Source organism: Olleya aquimaris, from assembly GCF_003259525.1.
Classification (GTDB): Bacteria; Bacteroidota; Bacteroidia; order Flavobacteriales; family Flavobacteriaceae; genus Olleya; species Olleya aquimaris.
Map to the genome: position 1 here is coordinate 205,577 of NZ_QLLO01000001.1, position 24,442 is coordinate 230,018.

General features: G+C 31.8%; 26 protein-coding genes. 22 read left to right on the plus strand and 4 right to left on the minus strand.

All coding sequences use genetic code 11. The features are described 5' to 3' along the window. Positions 1-3: 3 nt before the first annotated feature. Genes LY08_RS00895 through LY08_RS00910 form a run of 4 tightly spaced genes read left to right on the plus strand, consistent with a single transcriptional unit; the run spans position 4 to position 4,488 of the window. Positions 4-1,302 carry a UDP-glucose dehydrogenase family protein gene (locus LY08_RS00895; protein ID WP_111658551.1) on the plus strand — a complete coding sequence of 433 codons (1,299 nt, stop codon included), beginning with the start codon at positions 4-6 and terminating at the stop codon, positions 1,300-1,302. Further along, positions 1,302-2,291, plus strand: coding sequence for a UDP-glucuronic acid decarboxylase family protein (locus tag LY08_RS00900; RefSeq protein WP_111658552.1), 990 nt, complete (start codon positions 1,302-1,304; stop codon positions 2,289-2,291). The genes LY08_RS00895 and LY08_RS00900 overlap by 1 nt, the downstream gene beginning before the upstream one ends. A gap of 6 nt (positions 2,292-2,297) precedes the next feature. Beyond that, entirely contained in the window at positions 2,298-3,707 is a 1,410-nt protein-coding gene (locus tag LY08_RS00905; RefSeq protein WP_111658553.1) for an exopolysaccharide biosynthesis polyprenyl glycosylphosphotransferase, read from the plus strand. Further along, entirely contained in the window at positions 3,676-4,488 is an 813-nt protein-coding gene (locus LY08_RS00910) for a glycosyltransferase family 2 protein (protein ID WP_170120590.1), read from the plus strand. The genes LY08_RS00905 and LY08_RS00910 overlap by 32 nt, the downstream gene beginning before the upstream one ends. On the opposite strand, the gene LY08_RS00915 is transcribed toward LY08_RS00910, so the two are convergent. Then, positions 4,472-5,779: a phenylacetate--CoA ligase family protein gene (locus LY08_RS00915; RefSeq protein ID WP_111658554.1), complete on the minus strand. Its 1,308-nt coding sequence runs from the start codon at positions 5,777-5,779 to the stop codon at positions 4,472-4,474. The genes LY08_RS00910 and LY08_RS00915 overlap by 17 nt on opposite strands. A gap of 164 nt (positions 5,780-5,943) precedes the next feature. Here LY08_RS00915 and purD point away from each other — a divergent pair, with 164 nt between their 5' ends. Then, positions 5,944-7,215 carry a phosphoribosylamine--glycine ligase gene (gene purD / locus LY08_RS00920; protein WP_111658555.1) on the plus strand — a complete coding sequence of 424 codons (1,272 nt, stop codon included), beginning with the start codon at positions 5,944-5,946 and terminating at the stop codon, positions 7,213-7,215. A 3-nt stretch (positions 7,216-7,218) separates the two neighbouring features. Here purD and LY08_RS00925 read toward each other — a convergent pair whose 3' ends face one another. Continuing rightward, on the minus strand, positions 7,219-7,446 hold the full coding sequence (locus tag LY08_RS00925; protein WP_111658556.1) for a DUF6341 family protein: 228 nt from the start codon (positions 7,444-7,446) through the stop codon (positions 7,219-7,221). Positions 7,447-7,484: 38 nt separating this feature from the next. Here LY08_RS00925 and LY08_RS00930 point away from each other — a divergent pair, with 38 nt between their 5' ends. Continuing rightward, a complete protein-coding gene (locus LY08_RS00930) occupies positions 7,485-8,408 on the plus strand; it encodes a DUF6427 family protein (protein ID WP_111658557.1) in 924 nt (307 codons plus the stop codon). Here LY08_RS00930 and upp read toward each other — a convergent pair. After that, positions 8,397-9,056 carry a uracil phosphoribosyltransferase gene (upp, locus tag LY08_RS00935; protein WP_111658558.1) on the minus strand — a complete coding sequence of 220 codons (660 nt, stop codon included), beginning with the start codon at positions 9,054-9,056 and terminating at the stop codon, positions 8,397-8,399. The genes LY08_RS00930 and upp overlap by 12 nt on opposite strands. A 112-nt stretch (positions 9,057-9,168) precedes the next feature. Here upp and LY08_RS00940 point away from each other — a divergent pair, with 112 nt between their 5' ends. Together LY08_RS00940 and LY08_RS00945 are read left to right on the plus strand one after the other, a co-directional pair. Next, a complete protein-coding gene (locus LY08_RS00940) occupies positions 9,169-9,777 on the plus strand; it encodes a DUF4254 domain-containing protein (protein ID WP_111658559.1) in 609 nt (202 codons plus the stop codon). Positions 9,778-9,814: 37 nt separating this feature from the next. After that, positions 9,815-10,840: a glycosyltransferase family 9 protein gene (locus LY08_RS00945; RefSeq protein WP_317046865.1), complete on the plus strand. Its 1,026-nt coding sequence runs from the start codon at positions 9,815-9,817 to the stop codon at positions 10,838-10,840. Between the two features lie 204 nt (positions 10,841-11,044). On the opposite strand, the gene LY08_RS00950 is transcribed toward LY08_RS00945, so the two are convergent. Then, complete coding sequence (locus LY08_RS00950; RefSeq protein ID WP_111658561.1) at positions 11,045-12,094, minus strand: ferredoxin--NADP reductase; 1,050 nt, start codon at positions 12,092-12,094, stop codon at positions 11,045-11,047. Between the two features lie 151 nt (positions 12,095-12,245). Here LY08_RS00950 and LY08_RS00955 point away from each other — a divergent pair, with 151 nt between their 5' ends. The 14 genes from LY08_RS00955 to LY08_RS01020 all read left to right on the plus strand — a co-directional run bounded on the left by LY08_RS00955 (position 12,246) and on the right by LY08_RS01020 (position 24,408). Continuing rightward, on the plus strand, positions 12,246-13,715 hold the full coding sequence (locus tag LY08_RS00955; RefSeq protein WP_111658562.1) for a DUF5687 family protein: 1,470 nt from the start codon (positions 12,246-12,248) through the stop codon (positions 13,713-13,715). A 24-nt stretch (positions 13,716-13,739) separates the two neighbouring features. Further along, complete coding sequence (locus LY08_RS00960; protein ID WP_111658563.1) at positions 13,740-14,450, plus strand: ABC transporter ATP-binding protein; 711 nt, start codon at positions 13,740-13,742, stop codon at positions 14,448-14,450. A 149-nt stretch (positions 14,451-14,599) separates the two neighbouring features. After that, on the plus strand, positions 14,600-17,146 hold the full coding sequence (porW, locus tag LY08_RS00965) for a type IX secretion system periplasmic lipoprotein PorW/SprE (protein ID WP_111658564.1): 2,547 nt from the start codon (positions 14,600-14,602) through the stop codon (positions 17,144-17,146). 12 nt (positions 17,147-17,158) lie between these two features. Then, complete coding sequence (locus LY08_RS00970; RefSeq protein ID WP_111658565.1) at positions 17,159-17,545, plus strand: bactofilin family protein; 387 nt, start codon at positions 17,159-17,161, stop codon at positions 17,543-17,545. Then, a complete protein-coding gene (locus LY08_RS00975) occupies positions 17,514-17,738 on the plus strand; it encodes an AtpZ/AtpI family protein (RefSeq protein ID WP_111658566.1) in 225 nt (74 codons plus the stop codon). The genes LY08_RS00970 and LY08_RS00975 overlap by 32 nt, the downstream gene beginning before the upstream one ends. After that, on the plus strand, positions 17,731-18,117 hold the full coding sequence (locus LY08_RS13665; RefSeq protein WP_111658567.1) for a DUF6168 family protein: 387 nt from the start codon (positions 17,731-17,733) through the stop codon (positions 18,115-18,117). Before LY08_RS00975 ends, LY08_RS13665 begins: the two co-directional genes overlap by 8 nt. A 96-nt stretch (positions 18,118-18,213) precedes the next feature. Then, positions 18,214-19,404: a F0F1 ATP synthase subunit A gene (gene atpB / locus LY08_RS00985; protein ID WP_111658568.1), complete on the plus strand. Its 1,191-nt coding sequence runs from the start codon at positions 18,214-18,216 to the stop codon at positions 19,402-19,404. Positions 19,405-19,442: 38 nt separating this feature from the next. Then, the gene (gene atpE / locus LY08_RS00990) at positions 19,443-19,631 is read left to right on the plus strand and encodes an ATP synthase F0 subunit C (RefSeq protein ID WP_013993139.1); all 189 of its coding nucleotides are present in this window, start codon (positions 19,443-19,445) and stop codon (positions 19,629-19,631) included. 94 nt (positions 19,632-19,725) lie between these two features. Next, positions 19,726-20,226 carry a F0F1 ATP synthase subunit B gene (locus tag LY08_RS00995; RefSeq protein WP_111658569.1) on the plus strand — a complete coding sequence of 167 codons (501 nt, stop codon included), beginning with the start codon at positions 19,726-19,728 and terminating at the stop codon, positions 20,224-20,226. A gap of 7 nt (positions 20,227-20,233) precedes the next feature. After that, positions 20,234-20,770, plus strand: a complete 537-nt coding sequence (gene atpH, locus LY08_RS01000; RefSeq protein ID WP_111658570.1) for an ATP synthase F1 subunit delta — start codon at positions 20,234-20,236, stop codon at positions 20,768-20,770. Between the two features lie 6 nt (positions 20,771-20,776). Then, entirely contained in the window at positions 20,777-22,357 is a 1,581-nt protein-coding gene (atpA, locus tag LY08_RS01005; protein ID WP_111658571.1) for a F0F1 ATP synthase subunit alpha, read from the plus strand. A gap of 81 nt (positions 22,358-22,438) precedes the next feature. Beyond that, a complete protein-coding gene (atpG, locus tag LY08_RS01010) occupies positions 22,439-23,299 on the plus strand; it encodes an ATP synthase F1 subunit gamma (RefSeq protein WP_111658572.1) in 861 nt (286 codons plus the stop codon). A gap of 169 nt (positions 23,300-23,468) precedes the next feature. Then, the gene (locus LY08_RS01015) at positions 23,469-23,930 is read left to right on the plus strand and encodes a hypothetical protein (protein WP_111658573.1); all 462 of its coding nucleotides are present in this window, start codon (positions 23,469-23,471) and stop codon (positions 23,928-23,930) included. Between the two features lie 16 nt (positions 23,931-23,946). After that, the gene (locus LY08_RS01020; RefSeq protein ID WP_111658574.1) at positions 23,947-24,408 is read left to right on the plus strand and encodes a hypothetical protein; all 462 of its coding nucleotides are present in this window, start codon (positions 23,947-23,949) and stop codon (positions 24,406-24,408) included. Positions 24,409-24,442: the final 34 nt, after the last annotated feature.

The following is a 24,442-nucleotide window of genomic DNA, read 5'->3' on the forward strand; positions in this document are numbered from 1 at the left end:
TAAATGAAAATAGCAGTAATTGGTACAGGTTACGTAGGCTTAGTAACTGGTACATGTCTAGCAGAAACAGGAAACGAAGTACTATGTATAGATATAGACAAAAATAAAGTAAAACAAATGCAAGAGGGTGTGGTACCAATCTATGAGCCACATTTAGATGTTTTATTTGAAAGAAATATTAAAGCTAATAGGCTTAAATTTTCAACTAGTTTAGAAGAAGGATTGGAGCATGGAGACATTATATTTTTAGCGTTACCTACTCCAGAAGATGAAGATGGATCTGCAGATTTAAAATACATTCTTGGTGTAGCAGATGAAATTGGTAAACTGATTAAAGACTATAAAGTAATTGTCGATAAAAGTACAGTTCCTGTTGGCACTTCAGATAAAGTTAAAGAAGCCATTTCTAAAAATGCTAAAGTAGATTTTGATGTGGTTTCTAACCCAGAGTTTCTAAGAGAAGGTTTTGCAGTAGACGACTTTTTAAAACCAGAACGTATTGTTGTAGGATCTAGTAGTGATCGCGCAACCAAGTTAATGGAAAAACTGTATAAACCATATGTACGTTCAGGCAATCCAATAATTGTTATGGATGAGAAGTCTGCAGAGTTAACCAAATACGCTTCTAACGCCTTTTTAGCAGCTAAAATTACCTTTATGAATGAGATTGCTAACTTTTGTGAAAAAGTTGGTGCAGATGTCGATAAGGTAAGAATTGGAATGGGGACAGACTCTCGTATTGGAAAACGATTTTTATTTCCAGGTATTGGTTATGGAGGTTCTTGCTTTCCTAAAGACGTCAAAGCATTACACAAATCTGGATTAGAAAATAATTATAACTTTAAAATTTTAGATGCTGTAATTAATGTTAATGCAAGACAAAAACTGGTTTTAATTCCTAAAATAGAAAACCATTTTAATAATAATTTAGAAGGTAAAAACATAGCTATTTGGGGATTAGCTTTTAAACCAGAAACAGACGATATACGTGAAGCACCTTCACTTTACATGATAGATGCTTTATTAGAAGCTGGTTGTAATATTACAGCTTTTGACCCAGAAGCAATGCCAAATGTAAAACGTAAATTAGGAAATAAAATTCAATTTGCAGATAGTATGTATGACGCATTAAAAGATGCAGATGCATTAGTAATATCAACAGAGTGGAGTATTTTTAGAACTCCAGATTTCTCTAAAATAAAATCATTAATGGCTAGTCCAACTATTTTTGATGGTCGTAATTTATACGATGTTAACGATGTTAAAAACGAAGGATTTAAATACGTGTCAATAGGAAGATAATGAGCCAAAAAAGAGTTTTAATTACAGGTGCAGCAGGATTTTTAGGATCACACTTATGTGACCGATTTATCAGTGAAGGTTACTTTGTAATAGGAATGGATAATTTTATTACTGGTGACCCAAAAAATATTGCCCATTTATCTTCTAACTCTAACTTCTTATTTATTCAACATGATGTTACTAACTTTATAAATATCGAAGGTGGTCTGGATTATATTCTACATTTTGCATCTCCTGCAAGTCCAATAGATTACCTTAAAATTCCTATTCAAACCTTAAAGGTTGGTAGTTTAGGTACGCACAATTTACTAGGTTTAGCTAAAGCAAAAAACGCAAGATTATTAATTGCTTCAACTTCTGAAGTGTATGGTGATCCTTTAGTACATCCACAAACCGAAGACTATTATGGTAACGTAAATACCATTGGACCTAGAGGTGTGTATGACGAGGCTAAACGCTTTCAAGAATCTATAACTATGGCATATCATAGGTTTCATGGTTTAGAAACACGTATTGTTAGAATCTTTAATACCTATGGACCAAGAATGCGACTAAATGATGGACGTGTTATTCCTGCATTTATGGGTCAAGCGCTTCGTGGTGAAGATTTAACAGTGTTTGGTGATGGTAGTCAAACACGATCATTCTGTTATGTTACAGACCAAGTAGATGGTATATATAGATTGCTTTTAAGTGATTATCCTAACCCAGTAAACATTGGAAATCCACACGAGATTTCTATTAAAGATTTTGCTGAAGAAATTATTAAACTAACAGGAACAACACAAAAAGTAATTTACAAAGATTTACCAGTTGACGATCCAATGCAGCGTCAACCAGACATAACATTAGCAAAAAAACTATTGCAATGGGAACCAAAAGTGGGTCGTGAAGAAGGTATGAGAAAAACCTTCGATTACTTTAAAAACTTAACAGAAGAAGAACTTCATAAAAGCGAACATAAAGATTTTTCTAGTTATAATAAGTGATAATATATGGAGTATAAACGCGGAAGATACTCTTGGTTACTAAGACCTTTTCTTATCATTTTTGATATTACTGTCATTAATGTTTTAGCGTTTTATTTTTTCAATTTTAACGAAGCTAATCTTTACTTTTTTTCATCAGCATTTTTAAACAATAAGCACCTGTTGTACATTGTTTATTCCATAGTTTTATGGTTAGTTTCTACATCATTTTTAAAGTTTTATCATGTGTATCGCTACACATCAACTATAAATATTATATCGCTTATTATTAAGCAATTTTTAGTCTTTGGCTTAATTGTTTATGCGTTTATAGGTGTGTTTAGAAGTATAGATATACAAGCTTTTACAACCTTAAAATATCTAGTATATTCTTTTTCCCTTATCGGAACAATAAAACTAGTTAGCTACTTTGGTTTAAAAACATATCGTTCTTATTTAAAAGGAAATGTAAGGCGTGTCATTATTATAGGTAAAGGTGAGGGTGCAGAAGAATTGAAACAGCTTTTTACAAAACGAAAAGAATTAGGCTATGCACTTAAAGGCGTGTTTGCCAATTCTGAAAATCAAAAATTTACCGGTAACATTGCTGATAGCTTTACCTTTTTAGATCAAGACAAAAGTATAGACGAAATTTACTGTGCAATTGATGAGTTAACAGAAAAGCAAGTCAATGATTATGTGAAGTATGCCGAAATCAACCATTGCAACATCAAGTTTATACCTAAAACCAATAAGTTATTAACCAAACGACTCAAAACAGATTATTACAATTACTTACCAGTATTATCTATGCCAGAATTGGCTTTGAATAACGAATTTAACACCTTTATTAAACGGGTTTTTGATGTTGTTTTTGCTTTATTAATGATTGTGTTGGTTTTATCATGGTTAACACCATTATTGTTTATTTTAATAAAATTAGAATCTAAAGGACCCTTATTTTATAAACATAAACGAAACGGGATTAACTATAAAGAATTTGATTGCTATAAGTTTAGATCATTAAAAACTAATAAAGCAGAAAAAGGAACTTACATTACCCAAAACGATACACGAGTAACTAAAATTGGTAAGTTTTTGCGTAAAACAAGTTTAGATGAATTTCCTCAATTTTACAACGTGTTAAAAGGAGATATGAGTGTAGTTGGACCACGTCCACATATGTTGTCTTACACAGATGATTACTCTAAAAAAATAGATAAATACAACTTTATTTTTAGACACAACGTCAAACCAGGTGTTACAGGATTGGCTCAAATTAAAGGGTATAGAGGCGAAATTAAAAATGACGAAGACATTATAAACCGCATAAAATATGATAATTTTTATATCGAAAACTGGTCGCTAGTCTTAGACTTAAAAATAATATTCCAAACTATGATTAATGTCTTTAAGGGACAAAAAGAAGCCTATTAAAGTGAAATCTTTAGTCTCCATAATAACACCACTGTACAATTCGGAAGCCTTTATAGAGGATACTATAAACAGCGTGTTACATCAAACATATACAAACTGGGAACTTATTTTAATAGACGATTGCTCAACGGATAACACCATTGCAATAGCAGAAAAATTGGTCTCAAAATATACTAACATAAAACTTCTTAAAAATCAAATAAATTCTGGAGCAGCAGTCTCAAGAAATAAAGGAATACATGAAGCCAATGGACATTTTATAGCCTTTTTAGATGCAGATGATGTATGGAAACCTAATAAGCTGGACGTTCAAGTTAACTTTATGCAAACCAATAATTGTGATGTGTCTTTTAGTAGCTACGAGCAAATAAATGAGGCAGGACAACCATTAAATAAACTAGTCAAAGCTCTACCTAGTTTAAGTTATAACAAATACTTAAAAACCAATTATATTGGTAACCTTACAGGAATGTATAATACAAGTTCACTAGGCAAAATAACGTCTCCTAACTTACGCAAACGTCAGGATTGGCTATTATGGCTTGCTGCCATAAAAACTTCTGGTAAACCTGCTTTAGGTATTCAAGAGTCATTAGCGTTTTATCGTGTAAGAGCTAATTCTATTTCTTCTAATAAACTAGAGATGCTTAAATACAATTATTTGGTTTATAAAAAAGGGTTAGGGTTTTCTACGCTAAAATCTTTGTACAGAATGATTCTTTTTATTTGGGAACAGTTTTTTGTAAAATCTAAATTGATTGTTTCTATAGATAAGAAGTAAACTGTTTCAACTTCCCGCTTTTTTGACGATTTAAAACCGTTTCTTGTTCAAAGTATAATTTTAAATTAGGCTCTAAATAGATGTCTACTGCTTGTTGCACAGCTTCTTTTTGGGCTTCGGTTAAAGTTTCAGTTGCGACATAACTAACTCTAAAAGTATCTAATTCAAGTTGTTCTATAATAAATTCTTTAACATTGGCTTCTTTGCTCATTACAGTTTTTGTTACATAGTAAAAAGTTAATCCAGCAGCTTTTTTACCTGAAGGCAATTGTACCAAATCGCTAGTACGTCCAATTAACTTCTCCAAAACAGGATGTTGTAATGTGCTTTTTGTAGATAGGCTTCCTAAATCACCAAGTTCATAACGTATAAAAGGATGTGCTCTGTTGTATAAATCGGTTATTACTATTTTGCCAGTTTGTCCATAAGGCACAGGCTGGTTGTTGTCATCCAAAATTTCGACATACAAATGGTTGCTATTAACCAACCAATTATTGTGTTTATCCTGAAAAGCAATTAAACCTAATTCTGCTGCGCCATATTCGTTAACAACAGGAATTCCAAATTGTTGTTCTAGTAGTTTTTTGTCATCATCAAACAACATTTCAGAGGTCACAATACAGACGTTTAATGTAGGACATATGGTTTTTAAAGTGATGTTTTTTCGCTCTAAAAACTTTGCAAATTGTACAATTGCACTGGTATAACCGTTAATATAACTAAATTGGGTGCGTTTAAATTTACGTAAGACTTTTTCTAATGCATCATCACTTAAATCAAAAACCGAAAAGCGATATCTGTTACCCAACCAATCCTTAAAACGTTCTTTGTAATACCCTTTTGTATCTAACGGAATACCATAAAATCGTGCTTGTTTAGACGTGTTTAAATCAATATTAAACCAACCATAGCGTTGCATAAACGTAACCCATGTTATAGCATGAGCAAAATTATCTTTAGCAAAAACAAAAGGTGTCCCAGAAGATCCAGAGGTTTTATTGGTGTAAATTGTTTTTGGTGTATACTTATCAGATAATCTATGCTCTAAAGGCTGTTGTAAATTAGATTTATTTAATACTGGAAGATCATTCCAGTTAGAGGTGTCAATACATTCACATAACGACTTGTAAAACGGAGTGTGTTCTAAATGAAAGTCCACAATTGCCAACAACTGCTTACTTAAATAGTTGCTGTATTGCTCTGTAGTTAAGTTTTCAATAACGTTAAGCGTTTTTTTAGCTTCATTTATTGGGAAGCCTTTTAAGCGCAATGACCATTCAAATAGTTTCAATTTTTTAAAATTTTATGAAAAGTAAAACAAAAATAATGAAAATTGGTTCCTTTTTAGGGTTAGCTGCAATTTGGTTTTGAAATCTAAAAACAGAAAGGGTTTTTACCAAAAACACATTCATTTTTTCATTCAAAAGACTATTTTTGTACAAACAACTACAACGCATGAATATCTTAATATTAGGTTCTGGAGGAAGAGAACACACTATAGCTTGGAAACTAAAACAAAGCCCAAAATGTAGCTCACTTTTTGTTGCTCCTGGTAATTCAGGAACCGCTCAAATTGCTAAGAATGTACCAGTAAGTGTTACCGATTTTAAAGCCATTAAAGAGGTGGTTTTAAACAACAACATCACTATGGTTGTAGTGGGACCAGAAGACCCTTTAGTACAAGGTGTTCATGATTTTTTCTTAGCAGATGAGGCACTTAAAAACGTGGCTGTTATTGGTCCACAACAAGCTGCTGCAACTTTAGAAGGTAGTAAAGAATTTGCAAAACAGTTTTTGTTTAGACACAACATTCCTACAGCAGCTTACCAAAGCTTTGATGCACAAACAGTAGATAAAGGCTATGCGTTTTTAGAAACATTAAATCCACCATATGTATTAAAAGCAGACGGATTAGCTGCAGGAAAAGGAGTCGTGATTTTAAATGATTTAAATGATGCTAAAACCGAATTAAAAAGCATGTTAGTGGATGCCAAGTTTGGTCAAGCCAGCACTAAAGTGGTTATTGAAGAATTTTTAGACGGAATAGAACTAAGTTGTTTTGTGTTAACCGATGGTAAAAACTATAAGATTTTACCAACTGCTAAAGATTATAAGCGAATAGGCGAAGGTGATACAGGCTTAAACACAGGCGGAATGGGAGCTATATCTCCTGTACCTTTTGCTAACGAAGCCTTTTTAAATAAAGTAGAAGAGCGAATTGTAAAACCAACTATTGCTGGTTTACAAAAAGATAATTTACCCTATAAAGGATTTGTGTTTATTGGTTTAATTAAAGTTGGTGACGACCCAAAAGTTATAGAGTATAACGTGCGTTTAGGTGATCCTGAAACCGAAGTTGTCTTACCAAGATTAAAAAACGATTTGGTTGAGGTTTTTGAAGCAGTAGCCAATCAATCCTTAGACAAAATTGATGTTGAAATTGATCAACGTGCAGCAACAACAGTTATGCTAGTGTCTGGTGGTTATCCAGAAGCCTATGAAAAAGGTAAAGTAATTACAGGTATTGAAACTATAGAAGATTCAATAGTATTCCACGCAGGAGCACAAGAAAAAGACGGTAAAATAGTTACTTCTGGTGGTCGTGTTATGGCAATTACAAGCTATGGTGAAACGTACAAAGAAGCCATAAAAAAATCTTACCAAAACATAGAAAAACTACATTTTGATAAGATGAATTATCGTAAAGATATTGGTTTTGACCTTTAAAGTCTATAAGTAAGAATGAGACGAAATGCTCTTGTCTTCTTCGTTATTAGCATCAAACGCTTTTAATTGAATCATCCAATAAGTAAAGGCTACTAAACCAATAATGGCAAAAATCCAAGTCATAAAATTTGCTGCCCACCAGTTTTCTAGCTCTAAAGCTCTTAAGGCATCATATGGCGCAAACAATATATTTACAAATAAGTCTTGTATTGCGTAAAAGAAATCTTTCATAGTAGTATATTTATAGCACAAAAATACAAAAAGAGTTAATGATTACAACTATTTTTAGTAAATCCAAACCAATAAATTTTTTAATTGTATTTAGTATTACATTAATTGCTAATGTGATGTTGCATATTAAGTATCCTGAAACTTTGGATAATAGTGTTAGTTTATTACAAAATATTGGTGTCTTCTTAACTGTTTTTCTTTCTATTTTAATTCTAAATTTTGTTGTTACTAAAAACTTTTTGTCCCAACAAAATAATTATGAAATATTGGTTTTTGCGTTATTTATTCTAGCTATACCTCAAGTATTTTTAGATTATAAAATTGTAATTTCTAACTGTTTTACACTGTTAGCATTAAGACGTATTATAAGCATCAGGTCAAAAAAAGAAATTATTAAAAAGCTATTTGATAGTGGGTTTTTAATAGGTATTGCCTCTTTGTTTTATTTCTGGGCAATTTTATTTTTTCCTTTAGTATTTATTGCTTTGTTATTATTTTCTGAAACAAATCCCAAATACTACTTAGTTCCATTTATTGGCTTGGCAACTACTACAATTTTAGCTATAAGTTATTCTATAATTGTTTATGATGATTATTTTGTGGCATTACATATTAACCCAACATTTAACTTGGATTTAAGTCAATATAATTCTTTACAATTTATAACAGTAATAACTATGTTGTTGTCGTTTGGGCTTTGGTCCTCTTTATTTTATTTAAAAGACATTAAAAAGAAAATGAGAAGCTACAGACCATCCTACAAAATTTTATTTATAGCATGTGTTTTAGCATCCATAATTGTGCTGTTTGCACCTAAAAAAAACGGAAGCGAATTTTTATTTCTTTTTGCACCCTTAGCAGTTATCATTATTAATTACATTGAAACCATTGAAGAAGCATGGTTTAGAGAAGTCTTTTTAGGCTTACTAACTATTATTCCAATAGTATTATTAGTGCTGTAGTTTTTCACCAAACGCTAAATCACCAGCATCACCTAAACCTGGAACGATATACCCTTTGCTATTTAAAGTTTTATCTATTGCAGCTATCCATAACGTGGCATCATTAGGTAAATTATTTTTTAAATAATCCACACCTGCTTCGGCACCTATAACTGCCATAATATGGATGTCTTTTGGTGTTCCAAAAGGTTGTAATGCTTTGTAAGTAGCCACAAGAGATTGTCCAGTTGCCAACATAGGGTCAGCCAATATTAAAGTTTTGCCTGTTAAATCAGGACATGCTAAATACTCAACCACAATTTCAAAAGTTTCAGGGTTTTCTAAATGGTGTCTGTAGGCAGAAATAAATGCATTTTCAGCTTGATCAAAATAATTAAGTAGCCCATTATGTAAAGGGACTCCTGCTCTTAACACAGAGCATAGTACAACATCATTTTTAGGCAAATAGCTTTCTATTGTATCTAAAGGTGTAGTAATAGATTTGGTTTCGTAGGTTAAGGATTTACTCATTTCGTAACCTAAAATTTCTCCTATACGTTCAATATTTCGTCTAAAACGCATTCGGTCTTTTTGTATAGAAACGTCTCTTAATTCTGCAATAAATTGATTTAAAATCGAATTATTTTCAGATAAATTATGTATTTGCATGGTTTTAAAAGTTCTTTATTCAGTAAAGTTACTCTAATATTTAAAAGGTTAAAGTATCACTAATAAAAATTCATTTTAAATTATGTAATTTTACACTCTTAAAAATCACACTATGTTTACTACAAAAGCAAATAAAATATTTCAAGAGGTTATAATAAAATATCACATTATAAATACAGTAGATCAACCTTTTACTAATATTTACGATAAAGAGTCAGAGTTAATCGAACATCTTTTATACAGAAAATGTTGGATAGATACTGTACAATGGCATTACGAGGATATTATCCGTGACCCTCAAATAGATCCTGTTGCTGCATTAACATTAAAGCGTCAAATTGATGCTTCAAATCAAGACAGAACGGATATGGTGGAGTATATAGATAGTTATTTTTTAGATAAATATAAAGATGTTACTCCAAAACCAGATGCAACAATAAATACAGAAAGTCCTGCTTGGGGAATTGATAGACTTTCTATTTTAGCTTTAAAAGTGTACCATATGGAAGAAGAAGCAACACGTAAAGATGCTTCTGATGCACACAAAGCAGCATGCCAGAAAAAATTAGATATTTTATTAGAGCAGCGTGTAGATTTAAGTACTGCAATAGATACCTTGTTGTCTGATATTGAAAAAGGAGATAAATACATGAAAGTGTATAAACAAATGAAAATGTACAACGACGACGAGCTTAATCCTGTACTTAGAGGGCAAAAATAATGTTTTCAATTTTTAAAAAATTGAAAGACCTAATGGTTTGACAAACACACCAAAACATATCTTAGTTATTCGTCTCTCTGCAATGGGTGATGTTGCAATGACTGTTCCTGTGTTACGTGCATTATTACAACAATATCCAGAGGTTAAATTAACAGTGTTAACCCGTCCGTTTTTTGCTCCTTTTTTTAGAGATTTAGAAAACGTTACGGTATTTCCTATAGATATTAATAAAAAACACAAAGGGGTTTTAGGCTTATATAAATTATCAAAATCCTTAAAACAACTAAATATTGATGCTGTCGCAGACTTGCATAATGTGTTAAGAACTAAAATCTTAAAGTTCTTTTTTTTAAAACAGCCATTTAAACAAATTGATAAAGGGCGTGCAGAGAAAAAAGCTTTAATTAAAGGTGACGTTTTTAAGCCATTAAAAAGCACTCACCAGCGGTATGCAGATGTTTTTGAGGCTTTAGGACTAAAAATAAATTTAGAAAACCCTTCGTTTCCTGAAAAAAATAGTATTCCAGAACCAATTTTAACAGATGTAGAACATCTAAATAAAAGACTATGGGTTGGGATTGCTCCATTTGCTCAATACCCATCAAAAATGTATCCTTTGCACTTATTAAAAGAAGTAATTAATAGCTTAAAAAAAGATTATACAATCTTTTTATTTGGTGGAAAAGCAGAAAAAGAACAATTAGATGCATTAACATTATCTGATAAAAACATTATAAATGTGGCAGGAAAATGTGATTTAAATCAAGAGCTGGATTTAATGTCAAATTTAGATGTTATGGTGTCTATGGATTCTGGTAATGCGCATCTTGCAGCAATGCTAGGTATAAAAGTAGCAACTATTTGGGGAGTGACGCACCCTTATGCAGGTTTTGGAGCGTTTAATCAACCAGAAACTTACCACATACTACCAAATAGAGATAGGTATTCTAAAATTCCTACTTCTGTTTATGGTAATACATATCCTGAAGAATATAAAACAGTTGCTGGCAGTATAGATCCTAATTTAATTGTAGCTAAAATCAAAGCTATATTAACAAACTAAAAAAAGCCTCACGACTGTGAGGCTTTTCGATTCTAACTACTAATATAAAATATTAATATTATCCCTTAAACTAACAAATTTTTTAGCGTTATAATCTTATGCAAAAATAGGTTGTTTAATGGTTAAAAGGTATTTGTAAACTCATAATATCAGTCTAATCGATAAAAAGTAAATAAATTCGATTAAGCGTAAATAAATAATATATTAGACATCATCATAATCTACAACTAGTGTTGGTGTAGTAGGATGCGCTTGACAGGTAAGTACTAATCCTTCAGCAACCTCTGCGTCTGTCAATATGTTATTTTGCCTCATAAGTGCTTTTCCGTCTGTTATTCTAGCAATACAACTACTACACACACCTCCTTGACAAGAATAAGGTGCATCTAAGTCTTGTTTTAATGCAGCCTCTAATACTGTTTGTTTTTGAGACATAGTAAAAGTTTCCGTCTCGTCGTCAACAGTTATTGTAATTTCTGTATCACCTTCTGCAACGTCTAAAGAAGATGTTTGTGTTGAAGCGGTAAATAATTCAAAATAAATACTGTTTTCATCAATATTATTTTCAAGTAATACCTCTTTAACAGTGTTAATCATCGCTTCTGGACCACAAAGATAAAACGCATCAATAGCCACATCTTTATATCTGTTTTTAACTATAAGATTAACAGTGCTTTTTTCTATTCGACCAAATAAAGCATTGTCTTCTTGAGATTGACTGTATAAAAACTGTATATGTAATCGGTCTTTAAATTGATGTTGTAGCTCTAATAATTGGTTTAAAAAAATAGTATCGTTAAGAGTTTTATTTCCGTAGACTAGTACAAAATTACTGTTTGGCTCTTCATTTAAAGCGGTTTGAATAATACTTAAGATGGGTGTAATTCCGCTACCTGCAGCAAACGCAACAATAGTTCTTGAAACATTGTTTTTTGGTTCAAAAATAAAACGACCTTGTGGTTTTGCAACGTCTAAGGTGTCTCCTTCTTTTAAATTATGATTTGCAAGTTTAGAAAAAGTTCCGTTTTCTACTTCTTTAACTGCAACGGTTAGCTTTCGGCTTGACGGAGAAGAGCATAACGAATAATCACGTCTAACCTCTTGACCATCTATATTAGTTTTAAGCGTAATGTATTGTCCAGCTTTAAAGTTGTAATCGTTTTTTAAATGCTCTGGGACGTCAAATGTAATTGTGACACATTTATCAGTTTCGCGATGAATGTTAGATATAGTTAGGGTGTGAAATTGAGACATACTTGTATTTTTTTGTAAAAATAATGAAGCTATTACACTTAGCCTTCAGTTTATAAAAAAATTAATATCTATTTTAACAAATAAGAAACTACTTTGTAACAAATCTATAATTTTATAGACTTACATTACAACCAAACCAAAACCGTGTTTTATGATTTTTAAATTTTTAAGTTTAGAGTGGAAGTCTTTTGTACGTTCGGCTAGTTTTGGAAAAAGCCTAGCAGTTAAAATAATAATGGGCTTTTTTGCACTGTATTTTATACTTTCTTTTTTAGCTATAGGTATTGGTGGATACTATCTTATCAAGAAAGAACTTCCTGGTTCTGACCCATTACAAGTGGTAAATTCGTTCCTGCTTTTTGCTATTTTAGGAGATTTAATTTTTAGATATTTAATGCAAAAGCTACCAGTAATGAATATTAAACCATTACTAACGTTACCTTTAAAAAAAAGCACGCTAGTCCACTACGTATTAGGTAAATCTGCTTTTTCTGGGTTTAATATTTTAGGCTTGTTTTTTTACATACCGTTTTCAATAGTATTAATTAAAGAAGGGTATGATGTTCTTGGGGTTTTAGGATGGTTGTTTGCCATGATATTAATTATTCAGTCTGCTAACTTTTTAAATTTTTTAATCAATAAAAACAATGTAGCTTTAGTAGGTATTGTTGTTTTATTGGTTAGTCTAATTGGTTTACAAAAATTTCAAATTTTTGATGTTGTGGGTTTAGGCGGTCAAATGTTTGACGCTATTTATGCTAATCCAATATATTCTCTAGCCATAATTATTATTTTGGCAACTTTATATTATTTAAATTTTAAGCAATTACGCAATCTAGTCTATTTAGACGAAGCTGTTGCAACTAAAGTAAAAGAGGCTAATTCGGTTGATTTATCTTGGGCTGATAAGTTTGGAGATGTTGCACCTTTTATAAAAAATGATATTAGATTAATTTGGAGAAATAAACGAACTAAAACCGTTTTTTTAATGTCATTCTTGTTTCTTTTTTATGGATTAATCTTTTTTACTAATGATATATATAGCACAAAGATGCCAGCAATGCTCATGTTTGCAGCATTGTTTGTTACTGGAGGTTTTACTTTAAATTATGGACAATTTATACCAGCTTGGGACAGTGCACACTATAAAATGTTAATGACTCAGAGTTTTAGATACAGAAAGTTTTTAGAGTCTAAATGGGTGTTAATGGTATCTATGACAGCAATCTTATACTTTTTAAGCATTCCGTATTTATATTTTGGTTTAGATGTGTTTTTAATGATTACTGCTGGAGCAATATTTAACATAGGATTTAACTCACTTTTTTTACTGTTTGCAGGATCTTTTAACAGAAAACGAATAGATTTAAATAAAAGTGGATTTGGTAATACGCAAGGGACAAGTGCAACCCAGTTTATAATAATAATTCCATTAATGCTATTTCCAATGCTTGTGTTTTGGGTGTTCAACAAGTTTGTAGGACATAATTCTGGGTTTATTGCAGTAGCAACTATTGGAGTTTTAGGGTTAATTTTTAAAAATTATTTTATGAATGTTATTGAAAATAAATACATCAAAGACAAACATGAAATGGTCGCTGCTTTTGGAAAAGAAGAGTAATTCAACATTTAAAGACAAATAATTATGATTACAATAAATAATATTTCAAAAAAATATAGAGGAGTAGAGGTTTTAAATGTTCCAAATATTGATATCCCAACAGGACAAAGTTTTGGTTTAGTCGGTAATAATGGTGCAGGAAAAACAACCTTATTTAATATTTTGTTGGATTTAATTAGACCAACAACAGGTAAAATAACCAACAATAATATTGTAGTAAATGCTAGCGAAGAGTGGAAAACATTTACAGGCTCATTTATAGACGAATCGTTTTTAATCACTTATTTAACTCCAGAAGAATATTTTGATTTTATTGGTGATTTAAGAGGAATGAATAAAGCAGATGTCAAATCTTTTTTATCTCAATTTGAAGAGTTTTTTAATGGTGAAGTCATTGGAAAGAAAAAATTTCTTCGCGATTTAAGTAAAGGAAACCAGAAAAAAGCTGGTATTGTTGCTGCATTAATTGGAAATCCTGAAGTTATTATTTTAGACGAGCCTTTTGCTAATTTAGATCCAACAACACAAATTAGATTAAAACAAATCATTAAAAATTTAGCTGAAAAGCAAGGTATAACCGTTTTAGTATCTAGTCACGATTTAATGCATGTTACAGATGTTTGCGAGCGTATTGTGGTACTAGAAAAAGGGCATGTTATTAAAGATATACAAACCAGTCAAGCGACTTTAAAAGAATTAGAAGCACATTTTGGTGCAACAATAAATCCAGAATAATGTCTTCTTAGTTTTTCAAAAGGTAGAACTTTCAGTTCTTTTTTTGGCAAAAAGACAAAAAGATGCTTATTTTTACGCACTTGTCAGCCTTTTTAATATAATAAAAACGCTTACATAGAGTTTATGTAATACATAAAAATAAACCAGCATTGAAAATAGCATATAAAATCTCTCTAATTTCTGTTCTTGCTTTAGTCACTGTAACTAGTTGCTCTAGAAAAAAAAACAGTTTTATTAATCGTAATTTTCATGCGGTTACAGCAGAGTATAATGCGCTTTTTAATGGATATAATGCATTGGAGCAAGGTCGCCAAAGTCTAAATAATGGTTATAATGACAACTATTGGGACATCTTACCAGTAGAGCGCATGCAAATTGAAGAAGATATTGTTTTACCTGGACAATCTAAAAACCAAGATTTTACTACAGCAGAAGAAAAAGCAGTAAAAGCAATTCAAAAACACGGGATGAATATTCAAGGTAAAGAATATAACCCACAAATAGACGAAGCCTATTTACTACTTGGTCAAGCCAGATATTTTGACCAACGCTTTGTGCCAGCTTTAGAAGCATTTAATTACATTTTATATAAGTATCCAGCATCAGATAAAATAAATACTGCTAAAGTTTGGAGAGAAAAAACTAATATTAGACTGGAAAATGACGAGCTAGCTATTAAAAATCTTAAAAGACTTTTAAATCAGGAAGAATTAGAAGGACAAGAGCTAGCAGATGCAACCTCCATATTAGCACAAGCTTACATAAATACTAAATCATTAGACAGTGCTCTAGCCCAAATAAAAATTGCTGCTAAAGCCACAAAAAAGAATGACGAAAAAGGACGCTTTCATTTTATAAAAGGGCAATTGTATAATGCACTAACTTATAAAGACAGCGCAAATTTAGCGTTTAATGAGGTTATTGAGTTAAATAGAAAGATTCCACGTCGTTATTTAATGGCAGCTGAGGTTGAAAAAGCTAAAAATTTTGATTACGAAAAAGGTGACAAAATTGCCTTTTTAAAGCATTTAACCAAGCTTGAAAAAGACAGAGAAAACCGTCCTTATTTAGATAAAATTTATCATCAAATTGCTCAATTTCATCTTACAAATAAATTTGATTCATTAGCGGTTGCGTATTACAATAAATCGTTAAGACAAAACTCCACAGATAAAATATTAGTTGCCAAAAACTATGAGACTTTAGGCGATTTTTATTTTGACAGAAACAAGTACAAAACTGCAGGCGCTTATTTTGATAGTACAATGACAAGTATGGTTGAAAACAGCAAACCTTACAGAACTATCAAGCGTAAACGCGAAAACCTAGATGATGTTATTTATTATGAAGGTCTAGCAGAAACTAACGATAGCATCCTTAAGTTAGTTAGAATGAGTGAAACCGAACGGTTGACCTTTTTTACAGAATATACTGCTGAGCTAAGACAAAAACTTGAAGCAGAAAAAGAACGTCAAGAAATTGAAGCACGTAAAAAAGGCTTAGCCACAACTAACATTCCTACCAATAATGCAACCAAGCCAAGAGGTGGCTTACCAGGAGCTGCTTCTAATTTTTACTTTTATAATCCAAGTACTGTAGCTTATGGTAAAAATGAGTTTACACGTGTTTGGGGTGACCGTAAAAACGAAGATAATTGGAGATGGTCCTCAACTAGAGCAGGTGGATTTAATAACCAAACAGGACCAGACGTTGTAGCAGATAATGGATTAGACGAAACCCTTTTGGACCCACAGTACTACATCACACAAATTCCTTCTGCTAAAGTAGAATTGGATAGTATTAAAAAAGAACGTAATTACGCCTACTACCAATTAGGATTGATTTATAAAGAAAAATTTAAAGAATACAAATTGTCTAAAAGCAAGTTTTTAAACTTATTGGCAAGCAACCCAGACAACAAATTAATACTTCCTGCAAAATATAATTTATACAAAATCTATGAGATTTTAGGCGAAGAGCAAGAAGCTCTTACTGCAAAAACAGATATTATTTCAAACTATGCAAGTTCTAGGTATGCAGAAATACTTAAAAATCCAGAATTAGCAGCAACCAAAGACGAAAGCAGTCCAGAAAGCCTTTATGAGGCAACATATAAGCTTTTAGAAAACCAAGAATATGCTCAAGTCATTGCCAAATCAAACCAATACATGAAGTTTTTTGATGGTGAAGCTATCGTGCCAAAGTTTGCACTGCTTAAAGCGACAGCAAATGGTAGGTTAAATGGTTATCAAGCTTATGTAGACAGTCTTAATGATGTAGCTTTAGCATATGCCAACACAGAAGAAGGGACTCAAGCACAAGCAATTGTTAATAGCTTAAAATCGGTAAGTGACAAAACCTTTAAGCCTGATGCAGAATCATCTTCATTTAAAGTTGTATTTCAATTTGATAAAAATAAAACTGAAGCAATTAGTGATTTTAAAAAGGTATTAGACGACATCACTCCAAAAATTGAATATTACGATTTAACAACATCCATAGATGTTTTTAATCCAGAAACCACCTTTATAGTGGTTCATGGTTTAAAAAGTGTAGAAGGTGCAAAAGGATTTGCAGATATTGTAAAAGCAGAAGATAAGTATAAAATAACCAGACCGTATTTTGGCATTTCTTCGGACAATTACAAAACGCTTCAAATTCATAAAAATTTAAACGAATATCTAGCAAATAAATAATCTCCTTTAACCATGAAAAATAAGCAGCAAGAGCAATTTTCTATTCAAAATATTATAGCAAAAGGCACTAAAATAGTAGGTGACTTTTTTAGTGAAGGCGACTTACGTATTGACGGAATTATTGAAGGTAATATTGAAACTCCTGGAAAAGTTGTAATAGGTAAAGATGGAGAAATTATAGGAAAACTTAAATGTAGTAACGCACATTTTGAAGGAAAATTAAACGGAACAATAGAGCTTACAGAAACATTAACGTTAAAAGCTACTGCACATATAGAAGGTGATGTAGTGACTCAAAAATTAGCGGTAGAACCTGGAGCAACCTTTAACGTAACGTGTGTTATGAAAACCACAGTAAAAGACTTAAATGGCGGATCCAAAACCCAAAAAACAGCCTAACCCATACGTTAGATTTATTGCTGTAGGTTTCCAAATGGGAGCCACTATATGGTTGGGAAATCTTTTTGGAGAATGGTTAGACACTAAATACCAAACCACCTATTGGGAAAATGTTATAACGCTTCTAGCAGTTTTTATGTCCATGTATTTAGTTATCAGTCAAGTTTTAAAACTATCTAAGGACAATGATTAAAAAAATTATTTTTTTTCTATTGGCTTTTTTGGTGTTGTTTGTTGCAACTTTTGTATTGCATGATTACATACTAAACAGTAATTCTATTTACCTAAGGTTTTTGTTGTTACCAGTTTACACGTTTCATTTTGTGTTTTCATTTATAATAAGTGCCCTTTTTTTACTGCTTTCAAATTCTTCTAAATGGCAAACACAACTAGGATTCTTGTATATTTTTGCACTTATTACCAAAGTGTTGTTTTTTGCAATTGTGTTTAAAGATTCCATATTTAACCTAGATAATTTAACTAGAATGGAAAGCTTTAATTTGTTAATTCCACTATTTCTATTTCTGTTTCTTGAAGTGTATTTTATAGCTAATATTTTAAACAAAAAATAGTCTAAAAAGTTATTCAATAAAAATTAAATTTATTTTCAAATAATTACCTACCTTTGCACGGAATTTAAAAACGCGGTTTTTTTGATTTTTTTAACAATGAAGGTAGCTAAACAAACTTTTAAATTTTTCGTCTTAATCTCAATGCTATTTGCAAGTACTATTGCATTAGCAGAAACACCAGTTAAAGATGGTGCAAATGATGGAGGTCAAATAGATACTAAAACTGAGGTAGAAGAGTATATTTTACACCATATTCAAGACTCTCACGATTTCCATTTATTTTCTTATACAAACGACGCTGGAGAGCGTAAACACATTGGGTTTCCGTTACCAGTTATTATTTGGACTAGCAATGGATTGACTACGTTTATGTCATCTGAGTTTCATCATGATGATAGTGGACAGGTTATAGTTGAGAAAAACGGATTAAAATTCACAAAAATTCATTCTAAAATATACGAGCTTGATGCAGGAGCTTCAACAGTCGCTTTTGATGAAGATCACCACGCAACAAACGCTCACAAAGTATTAGACTTTTCAATCACTAAAAGTGTTGTAGGTGTATTATTAATTGGTTTGTTGATGTTTGTATGGTTTTCACGTTTAGCTAAACAATATAAAAAGAAAGCTATACCAACAGGATTTGGTCGTGTGCTAGAACCATTAGTTTTATACGTTAGAGACGAGATTGCAAGACCAAATATTGGAGAAAAGCATTACAGAAGATTTACTGGTTATTTAATGACGGTATTTTTCTTTATCTGGATATTAAACTTATTAGGATTAACACCATTTGGGTTTAACGTTACAGGACAATTAGCTGTAACAGCGTGTTTGGCAATATTTACATTAATTATATATACAGCAAGTGGTAATAAGGACTATTGGATGCACATCTTATGGATGCCTGGTGTGCCAATTTTAATTCGTCCAGTTTTAGCACTTATAGAATTAGCAGGAGCATTAATTATTAAACCATTCTCATTATTAGTACGTTTATTTGCAAATATATCTGCAGGTCACATTGTAGTTATGAGTTTAATAGCAATTATGTTTACTCTTAAAAAATCTTTAGGAGTTGTTGGTGCGACAAGTTTATCATTAGTATTATCATTTTTTATAACATTAATTGAAGTGTTAGTAGCTTTCTTACAAGCATATATCTTTACGATGCTTTCAGCATTATTTATTGGTATGGCAGTAGCAGAGCACGACCACGATCATGATCATGATGATCATGGTCACGAAATCCCTGATGCAGAAGATGTCAGAGCAGATTTCATTTAAATAAGAGTTTTTTTAATTTAACTATAAATCTATTTATTATGTACAATTTAATTGGAGCAGGTTTAATCGTAATCGGAGCAGGAATTGGTCTTGGTCAAATTGGTGGAAAAGCAATGGAAGGTATTGCACGTCAACCAGAAGCAACAGGAAAAATCCAAACAGCGATGATTATTATTGCAGCACTTTTAGAAGGGTTAGCATTTGGTGCTTTATTCTTAGGAAAATAAGCAGCAAACAAACTATAAAACACACATCTGCAACGGTTGGTTGCAGGTTGTGTTTTTAAATTAAAAAAAGAAAAAATTTCAAATACACTTAAGTATGGACAAGTTATTAAATGATTTTTCACCAGGACTATTTGTAGTTCAAACTATATTATTATTACTATTAATCTTTTTAATGGTAAAATTTGCGTGGAAACCTATTTTAAATTCTTTAAATGAAAGAGAAGAAGGGATTCAAGATGCATTAGACGCTGCAGAAAAAGCAAAGTTAGAAATGCAAAATCTTCAAGCAGATAACGATAAGTTATTAAAAGAAGCACGTGCAGAACGTGAAGCTATGCTTAAAGAAGCTAGAGAACTTAAAAATAAAATGATTGACGACGCTAAAACTGAAGCACAAACGCAAGCAAACAATATGATTGCTCAAGCACAAGCTGCTATTGAAAGCGAAAAAAAATCTGCTATGGCTGAATTAAAAAGTCATGTATCTAGTCTTTCTATCGAGATTGCAGAAAAAGTAGTACGTCAAGAATTATCTAACAAAGACAAACAATTTGAGTTAGTAGAGTCTATGTTAGGTGATGCAAAATTAAACTAGTCAAAACATGGCAGGAGAAAGAGCAGCAATACGTTACGCAAAAGCAGTACTTAGCTTAGCAACAGAAAAGAAAACCGCTGAGGTTGTCAATTCTGATATGGAGCTAATTACTAACACTATAGCGCAAAGTAAAGACTTAAAAGATATGCTTTACAGTCCTGTAATACGTTCGTCGGTTAAAAAGTCTGCATTATTAGAAATTTTTAAAAATTCTAACGAAGCAACAACCAATTTAATAGACGTACTTATTGCTAATAAGCGTACTTCTTTATTACCAGAAGTGGCAACAACTTATACAAGGTTGTTTGAAGAACAAAAAGGAAGTCAAATTGCAATTGTGACGACAGCAGTACCTTTAACGGATGCTTTAGAAACTAAAGTTTTAGCAAAAGTTAAAGAGTTAACAGGAAAAGACACTGCAATTAAAAATATAGTAGATGAAAACATTTTAGGTGGTTTCATATTAAGAGTTGGAGATACAGAGTATAACGCAAGTATCGCTAACCAATTAAATAAATTAAAAAGAGAATTTACTTTAAATTAAAATAAAATGGCAGAAGTAAAACCAGCTGAAGTATCAGCAATCTTAAAACAACAGTTATCAGGTTTTGAAGCTAGCGCTTCATTAGACGAAGTTGGAACAGTATTAACAGTAGGTGATGGTATCGTTCGTGCTTACGGATTATCTAACGCACAATATGGTGAGTTAGTAGAATTTGATGGCGGATTAGAAGGTATCGTACTTAATCTTGAAGAAGATAACGTAGGTATTGTATTGTTAGGAACTTCAGTAGGAGTTAGAGAAGGATCTACAGTAAAACGTACTAACCGTATTGCCTCTATTAATGTAGGTGAAGGTATTGTTGGACGTGTTGTAGATACTTTAGGTAACCCAATTGATGGTAAAGGACCAATCACTGGTGACACTTATGAAATGCCTTTAGAGCGTAAAGCACCTGGAGTTATTTACAGAGAGCCAGTAACAGAACCATTACAAACAGGTATTAAAGCAATTGATGCAATGATTCCTGTAGGTAGAGGTCAACGTGAGTTAGTAATTGGTGACCGTCAAACAGGTAAAACTACCGTTTGTATTGATGCGATTTTAAATCAAAAAGAATTTTACGATGCTGGTAACCCAGTATATTGTATATATGTTGCAGTTGGGCAAAAAGCATCAACAGTAGCAAACATTGCTAAAACTTTAGAAGAAAAAGGAGCTTTAGCTTACACAACAATAGTAGCTGCAAACGCATCAGATCCTGCTGCAATGCAAGTTTATGCACCAATGACAGGAGCATCTATTGGAGAATATTTTAGAGATACTGGTCGTCCAGCTTTAATTGTATTTGATGATTTATCAAAACAAGCAGTTGCATATCGTGAGGTATCTTTATTATTACGTCGTCCACCAGGACGTGAGGCGTATCCAGGAGACGTTTTCTACTTACACTCAAGATTATTAGAGCGTTCTGCAAAAATTATAGATAATGATGCAATTGCTAAAGAAATGAATGACTTACCAGAGTCATTAAAACCAATCGTAAAAGGTGGTGGTTCTTTAACAGCATTACCAATTATCGAAACGCAAGCAGGTGACGTATCAGCATATATTCCAACAAACGTAATTTCTATTACAGATGGACAAATCTTTTTAGATGGAGATTTATTTAACTCTGGTGTACGTCCAGCAATTAACGTAGGTATTTCGGTATCTCGTGTTGGTGGTAACGCACAGATTAAATCTATGAAAAAAGTATCTGGAACATTAAAATTAGACCAAGCACAATTCCGTGAATTAGAAGCGTTTGCTAAATTTGGTTCAGATCTAGATGCAGTGACATTAAACGTAATTAATAAAGGAAAACGTAACGTAGAGATCTTAAAGCAAGCTCAAAACGATCCGTTTACAGTAGAAGACCAAGTAGCAATAATCTACGCAGGTTCTAAAAACTTATTAAAAGACGTACCAGTTGAAAAAGTAAAAGAATTTGAACGTGATTACTTAGAATTCTTAAACGCTAAACACAGAGGTGTTTTAGATACTTTAAAAGCAGGAAAATTAACAGATGAGGTTACAGATACTTTAATGACTGTAGCAAAAGACTTATCTGCTAAATATAGAAACTAGTAATAAGTAAATAGTCTTTAGTATAAAGTAACTATTTAAATAGATCAAACACTTTACACTAAAGACTTAATACTATCAAAGATGGCTAATTTAAAAGAAATACGTAACAGAATATCTTCAGTATCTTCAACGATGCAGATTACTAGTGCCATGAAAATGGTATCTGCTGCTAAGTTAAAGAAGGCTCAAGATGCGATTACTGCAATGCGTCCGTATTCGGATAAGTTAACAGAGCTTTTACAAAGCTTAAGTGCAACTTTAGATGCAGATTCTGGAAGTAAATATGCAGAACAACGCGACGTAAATAATGTGTTAATTGTTTCTATTACTTCTAATAGAGGATTGTGTGGTGCTTTTAATTCTAATATTATTAAGCAAACACAACACTTAATTTCTAATGTGTATGCAGGTAAAAAAGTATCTGTATTAGCAATTGGAAAAAAAGCAAACGATGCATTTTCAAAGCAAGGTATTGTTATTGCAAATAAAAGTTCTGTTTTTGATGACTTAACTTTTGATAATGTAGCTGAAATTGCAGAAATGCTAATGGATAAATTTACTGAAGGCGAATTTGATAAAATCGAAATCGTTTACAATAAGTTTAAAAATGCTGCCACTCAAATTGTAATGACAGAGCAGTTTTTACCAATTGTACCAATAGAGGGTGAAGCAGAAAACAATTCAGATTATATTTTTGAACCTTCAAAAATTGAAATCGTAGAGCAATTGATTCCTAAGTCGTTAAAAACGCAATTATACAAAGGGATTAGAGATAGTTTTGCAAGCGAGCATGGTGCACGTATGACAGCTATGCACAAAGCAACAGATAACGCAACCGAGTTGAGAGATCAATTAAAGTTAACGTACAACAAAGCACGTCAAGCAGCAATTACCAACGAAATCTTAGAAATTGTTGGTGGTGCAGAAGCATTGAACAATTAGAGCAAGCGATAGCGAAGTCAAATTTTCAATAAAGAGAAGCTTTAAATAATTAATCTGTCATTCCTAAATAGCTAGGAATCCACAATAATTTACTAAAACCTTATTCAATTTGAATAAGGTTTTTTTATGGAATACATTTTGATTAATTACCTTTATAAAAAACATAATTATGCAATTCTTTAAATACCTAAGCGTTACTGTATTATCAAGTGTTCTTTTTATGCAGTGTTCAAGCACAAAACAACTTCAAAAGGAAGCATCTTTTAAAACAGATCAAGTCTATTACCAATCATGGGTTGCTGGAGTTAAAGGTGGTGGTTCAGGTATTAATGTTTTTATTCCTATAACTTCAGAATTAAAAACTTTAAAATTGGACAGTTTGTATTTTAGACAATATAAAATGGCGTTGCAAACACAACCAAATAATCCAAATTTGTATATAGGACGTATCTTAACAAAGGCTAATCAACAAGAAGGCTTTAAAGAAGAAACGACCAAAATTCCTTTTGATTTACAACCAAACGAAGCTGTTGTGAGTTATATAGAAAATAATGATATTAAGTATTATAAAATTGAAAATATCATAGAAAAACCAGCAGAACAATATCCAAGCGCGCCTCCAAAAAATTAATTATTACCACCCATCAATGAAACCTACTATTACAAATAATCTATTACTATTATTGATAATCGTTTCAATATTTAGTTGTAAACCGTCACAATATGCATTTCAAAAAGAAGCGCCTTTACAATTAACTCGTGCTTATTTTAATAATTGGACTACTGGAGTTAAAATAGGGAGTGTGGGTGTTAATATATACTTTGCAAACCTTATTCCAGAACACAATATTACTATTGATAGTGTTTATTTTAGACGAATGAAAGGTAAGCTTTATGAAGGTAAAGGCTTGTATAAATCTAGATTAACCAAAAGATTGACAAACGCAGAAGACAATGCTTTGACCACTACTGGCTTTTTTCCTTTTGACCTAGGTAACAGAGAATGTGCAATTAGTTATATTGAAGATGGTGTAACTAAATACTACAAAGTTGACTATGTTGCAGAAAAAGAAGGCGTTTACTATCCTGATGGTCCACCTAACGACTAAGGTTTTTTAAACTGCAACAAATTCAATACATTTA

What these genes read in the sequence shown, in the direction of transcription:
- LY08_RS00895 (WP_111658551.1), top strand. Translation starts at nt 4, where the DNA reads ATGAAAATAGCAGTAATTGGTACAGGTTACGTAGGCTTAGTAACTGGT.
- LY08_RS00900 (WP_111658552.1), top strand. Translation starts at nt 1,302, where the DNA reads ATGAGCCAAAAAAGAGTTTTAATTACAGGTGCAGCAGGATTTTTAGGA.
- LY08_RS00905 (WP_111658553.1), top strand. Translation starts at nt 2,298, where the DNA reads ATGGAGTATAAACGCGGAAGATACTCTTGGTTACTAAGACCTTTTCTT.
- LY08_RS00910 (WP_170120590.1), top strand. Translation starts at nt 3,676, where the DNA reads ATGTCTTTAAGGGACAAAAAGAAGCCTATTAAAGTGAAATCTTTAGTC.
- purD (WP_111658555.1), top strand. Translation starts at nt 5,944, where the DNA reads ATGAATATCTTAATATTAGGTTCTGGAGGAAGAGAACACACTATAGCT.
- LY08_RS00925 (WP_111658556.1), bottom strand. Translation starts at nt 7,446, where the DNA reads ATGAAAGATTTCTTTTACGCAATACAAGACTTATTTGTAAATATATTG.
- LY08_RS00930 (WP_111658557.1), top strand. Translation starts at nt 7,485, where the DNA reads ATGATTACAACTATTTTTAGTAAATCCAAACCAATAAATTTTTTAATT.
- upp (WP_111658558.1), bottom strand. Translation starts at nt 9,056, where the DNA reads ATGCAAATACATAATTTATCTGAAAATAATTCGATTTTAAATCAATTT.
- LY08_RS00940 (WP_111658559.1), top strand. Translation starts at nt 9,169, where the DNA reads ATGTTTACTACAAAAGCAAATAAAATATTTCAAGAGGTTATAATAAAA.
- LY08_RS00950 (WP_111658561.1), bottom strand. Translation starts at nt 12,094, where the DNA reads ATGTCTCAATTTCACACCCTAACTATATCTAACATTCATCGCGAAACT.
- LY08_RS00955 (WP_111658562.1), top strand. Translation starts at nt 12,246, where the DNA reads ATGATTTTTAAATTTTTAAGTTTAGAGTGGAAGTCTTTTGTACGTTCG.
- LY08_RS00960 (WP_111658563.1), top strand. Translation starts at nt 13,740, where the DNA reads ATGATTACAATAAATAATATTTCAAAAAAATATAGAGGAGTAGAGGTT.
- LY08_RS00970 (WP_111658565.1), top strand. Translation starts at nt 17,159, where the DNA reads ATGAAAAATAAGCAGCAAGAGCAATTTTCTATTCAAAATATTATAGCA.
- LY08_RS00975 (WP_111658566.1), top strand. Translation starts at nt 17,514, where the DNA reads ATGGCGGATCCAAAACCCAAAAAACAGCCTAACCCATACGTTAGATTT.
- LY08_RS13665 (WP_111658567.1), top strand. Translation starts at nt 17,731, where the DNA reads ATGATTAAAAAAATTATTTTTTTTCTATTGGCTTTTTTGGTGTTGTTT.
- atpB (WP_111658568.1), top strand. Translation starts at nt 18,214, where the DNA reads ATGAAGGTAGCTAAACAAACTTTTAAATTTTTCGTCTTAATCTCAATG.
- atpE (WP_013993139.1), top strand. Translation starts at nt 19,443, where the DNA reads ATGTACAATTTAATTGGAGCAGGTTTAATCGTAATCGGAGCAGGAATT.
- LY08_RS00995 (WP_111658569.1), top strand. Translation starts at nt 19,726, where the DNA reads ATGGACAAGTTATTAAATGATTTTTCACCAGGACTATTTGTAGTTCAA.
- atpH (WP_111658570.1), top strand. Translation starts at nt 20,234, where the DNA reads ATGGCAGGAGAAAGAGCAGCAATACGTTACGCAAAAGCAGTACTTAGC.
- atpA (WP_111658571.1), top strand. Translation starts at nt 20,777, where the DNA reads ATGGCAGAAGTAAAACCAGCTGAAGTATCAGCAATCTTAAAACAACAG.
- atpG (WP_111658572.1), top strand. Translation starts at nt 22,439, where the DNA reads ATGGCTAATTTAAAAGAAATACGTAACAGAATATCTTCAGTATCTTCA.
- LY08_RS01015 (WP_111658573.1), top strand. Translation starts at nt 23,469, where the DNA reads ATGCAATTCTTTAAATACCTAAGCGTTACTGTATTATCAAGTGTTCTT.
- LY08_RS01020 (WP_111658574.1), top strand. Translation starts at nt 23,947, where the DNA reads ATGAAACCTACTATTACAAATAATCTATTACTATTATTGATAATCGTT.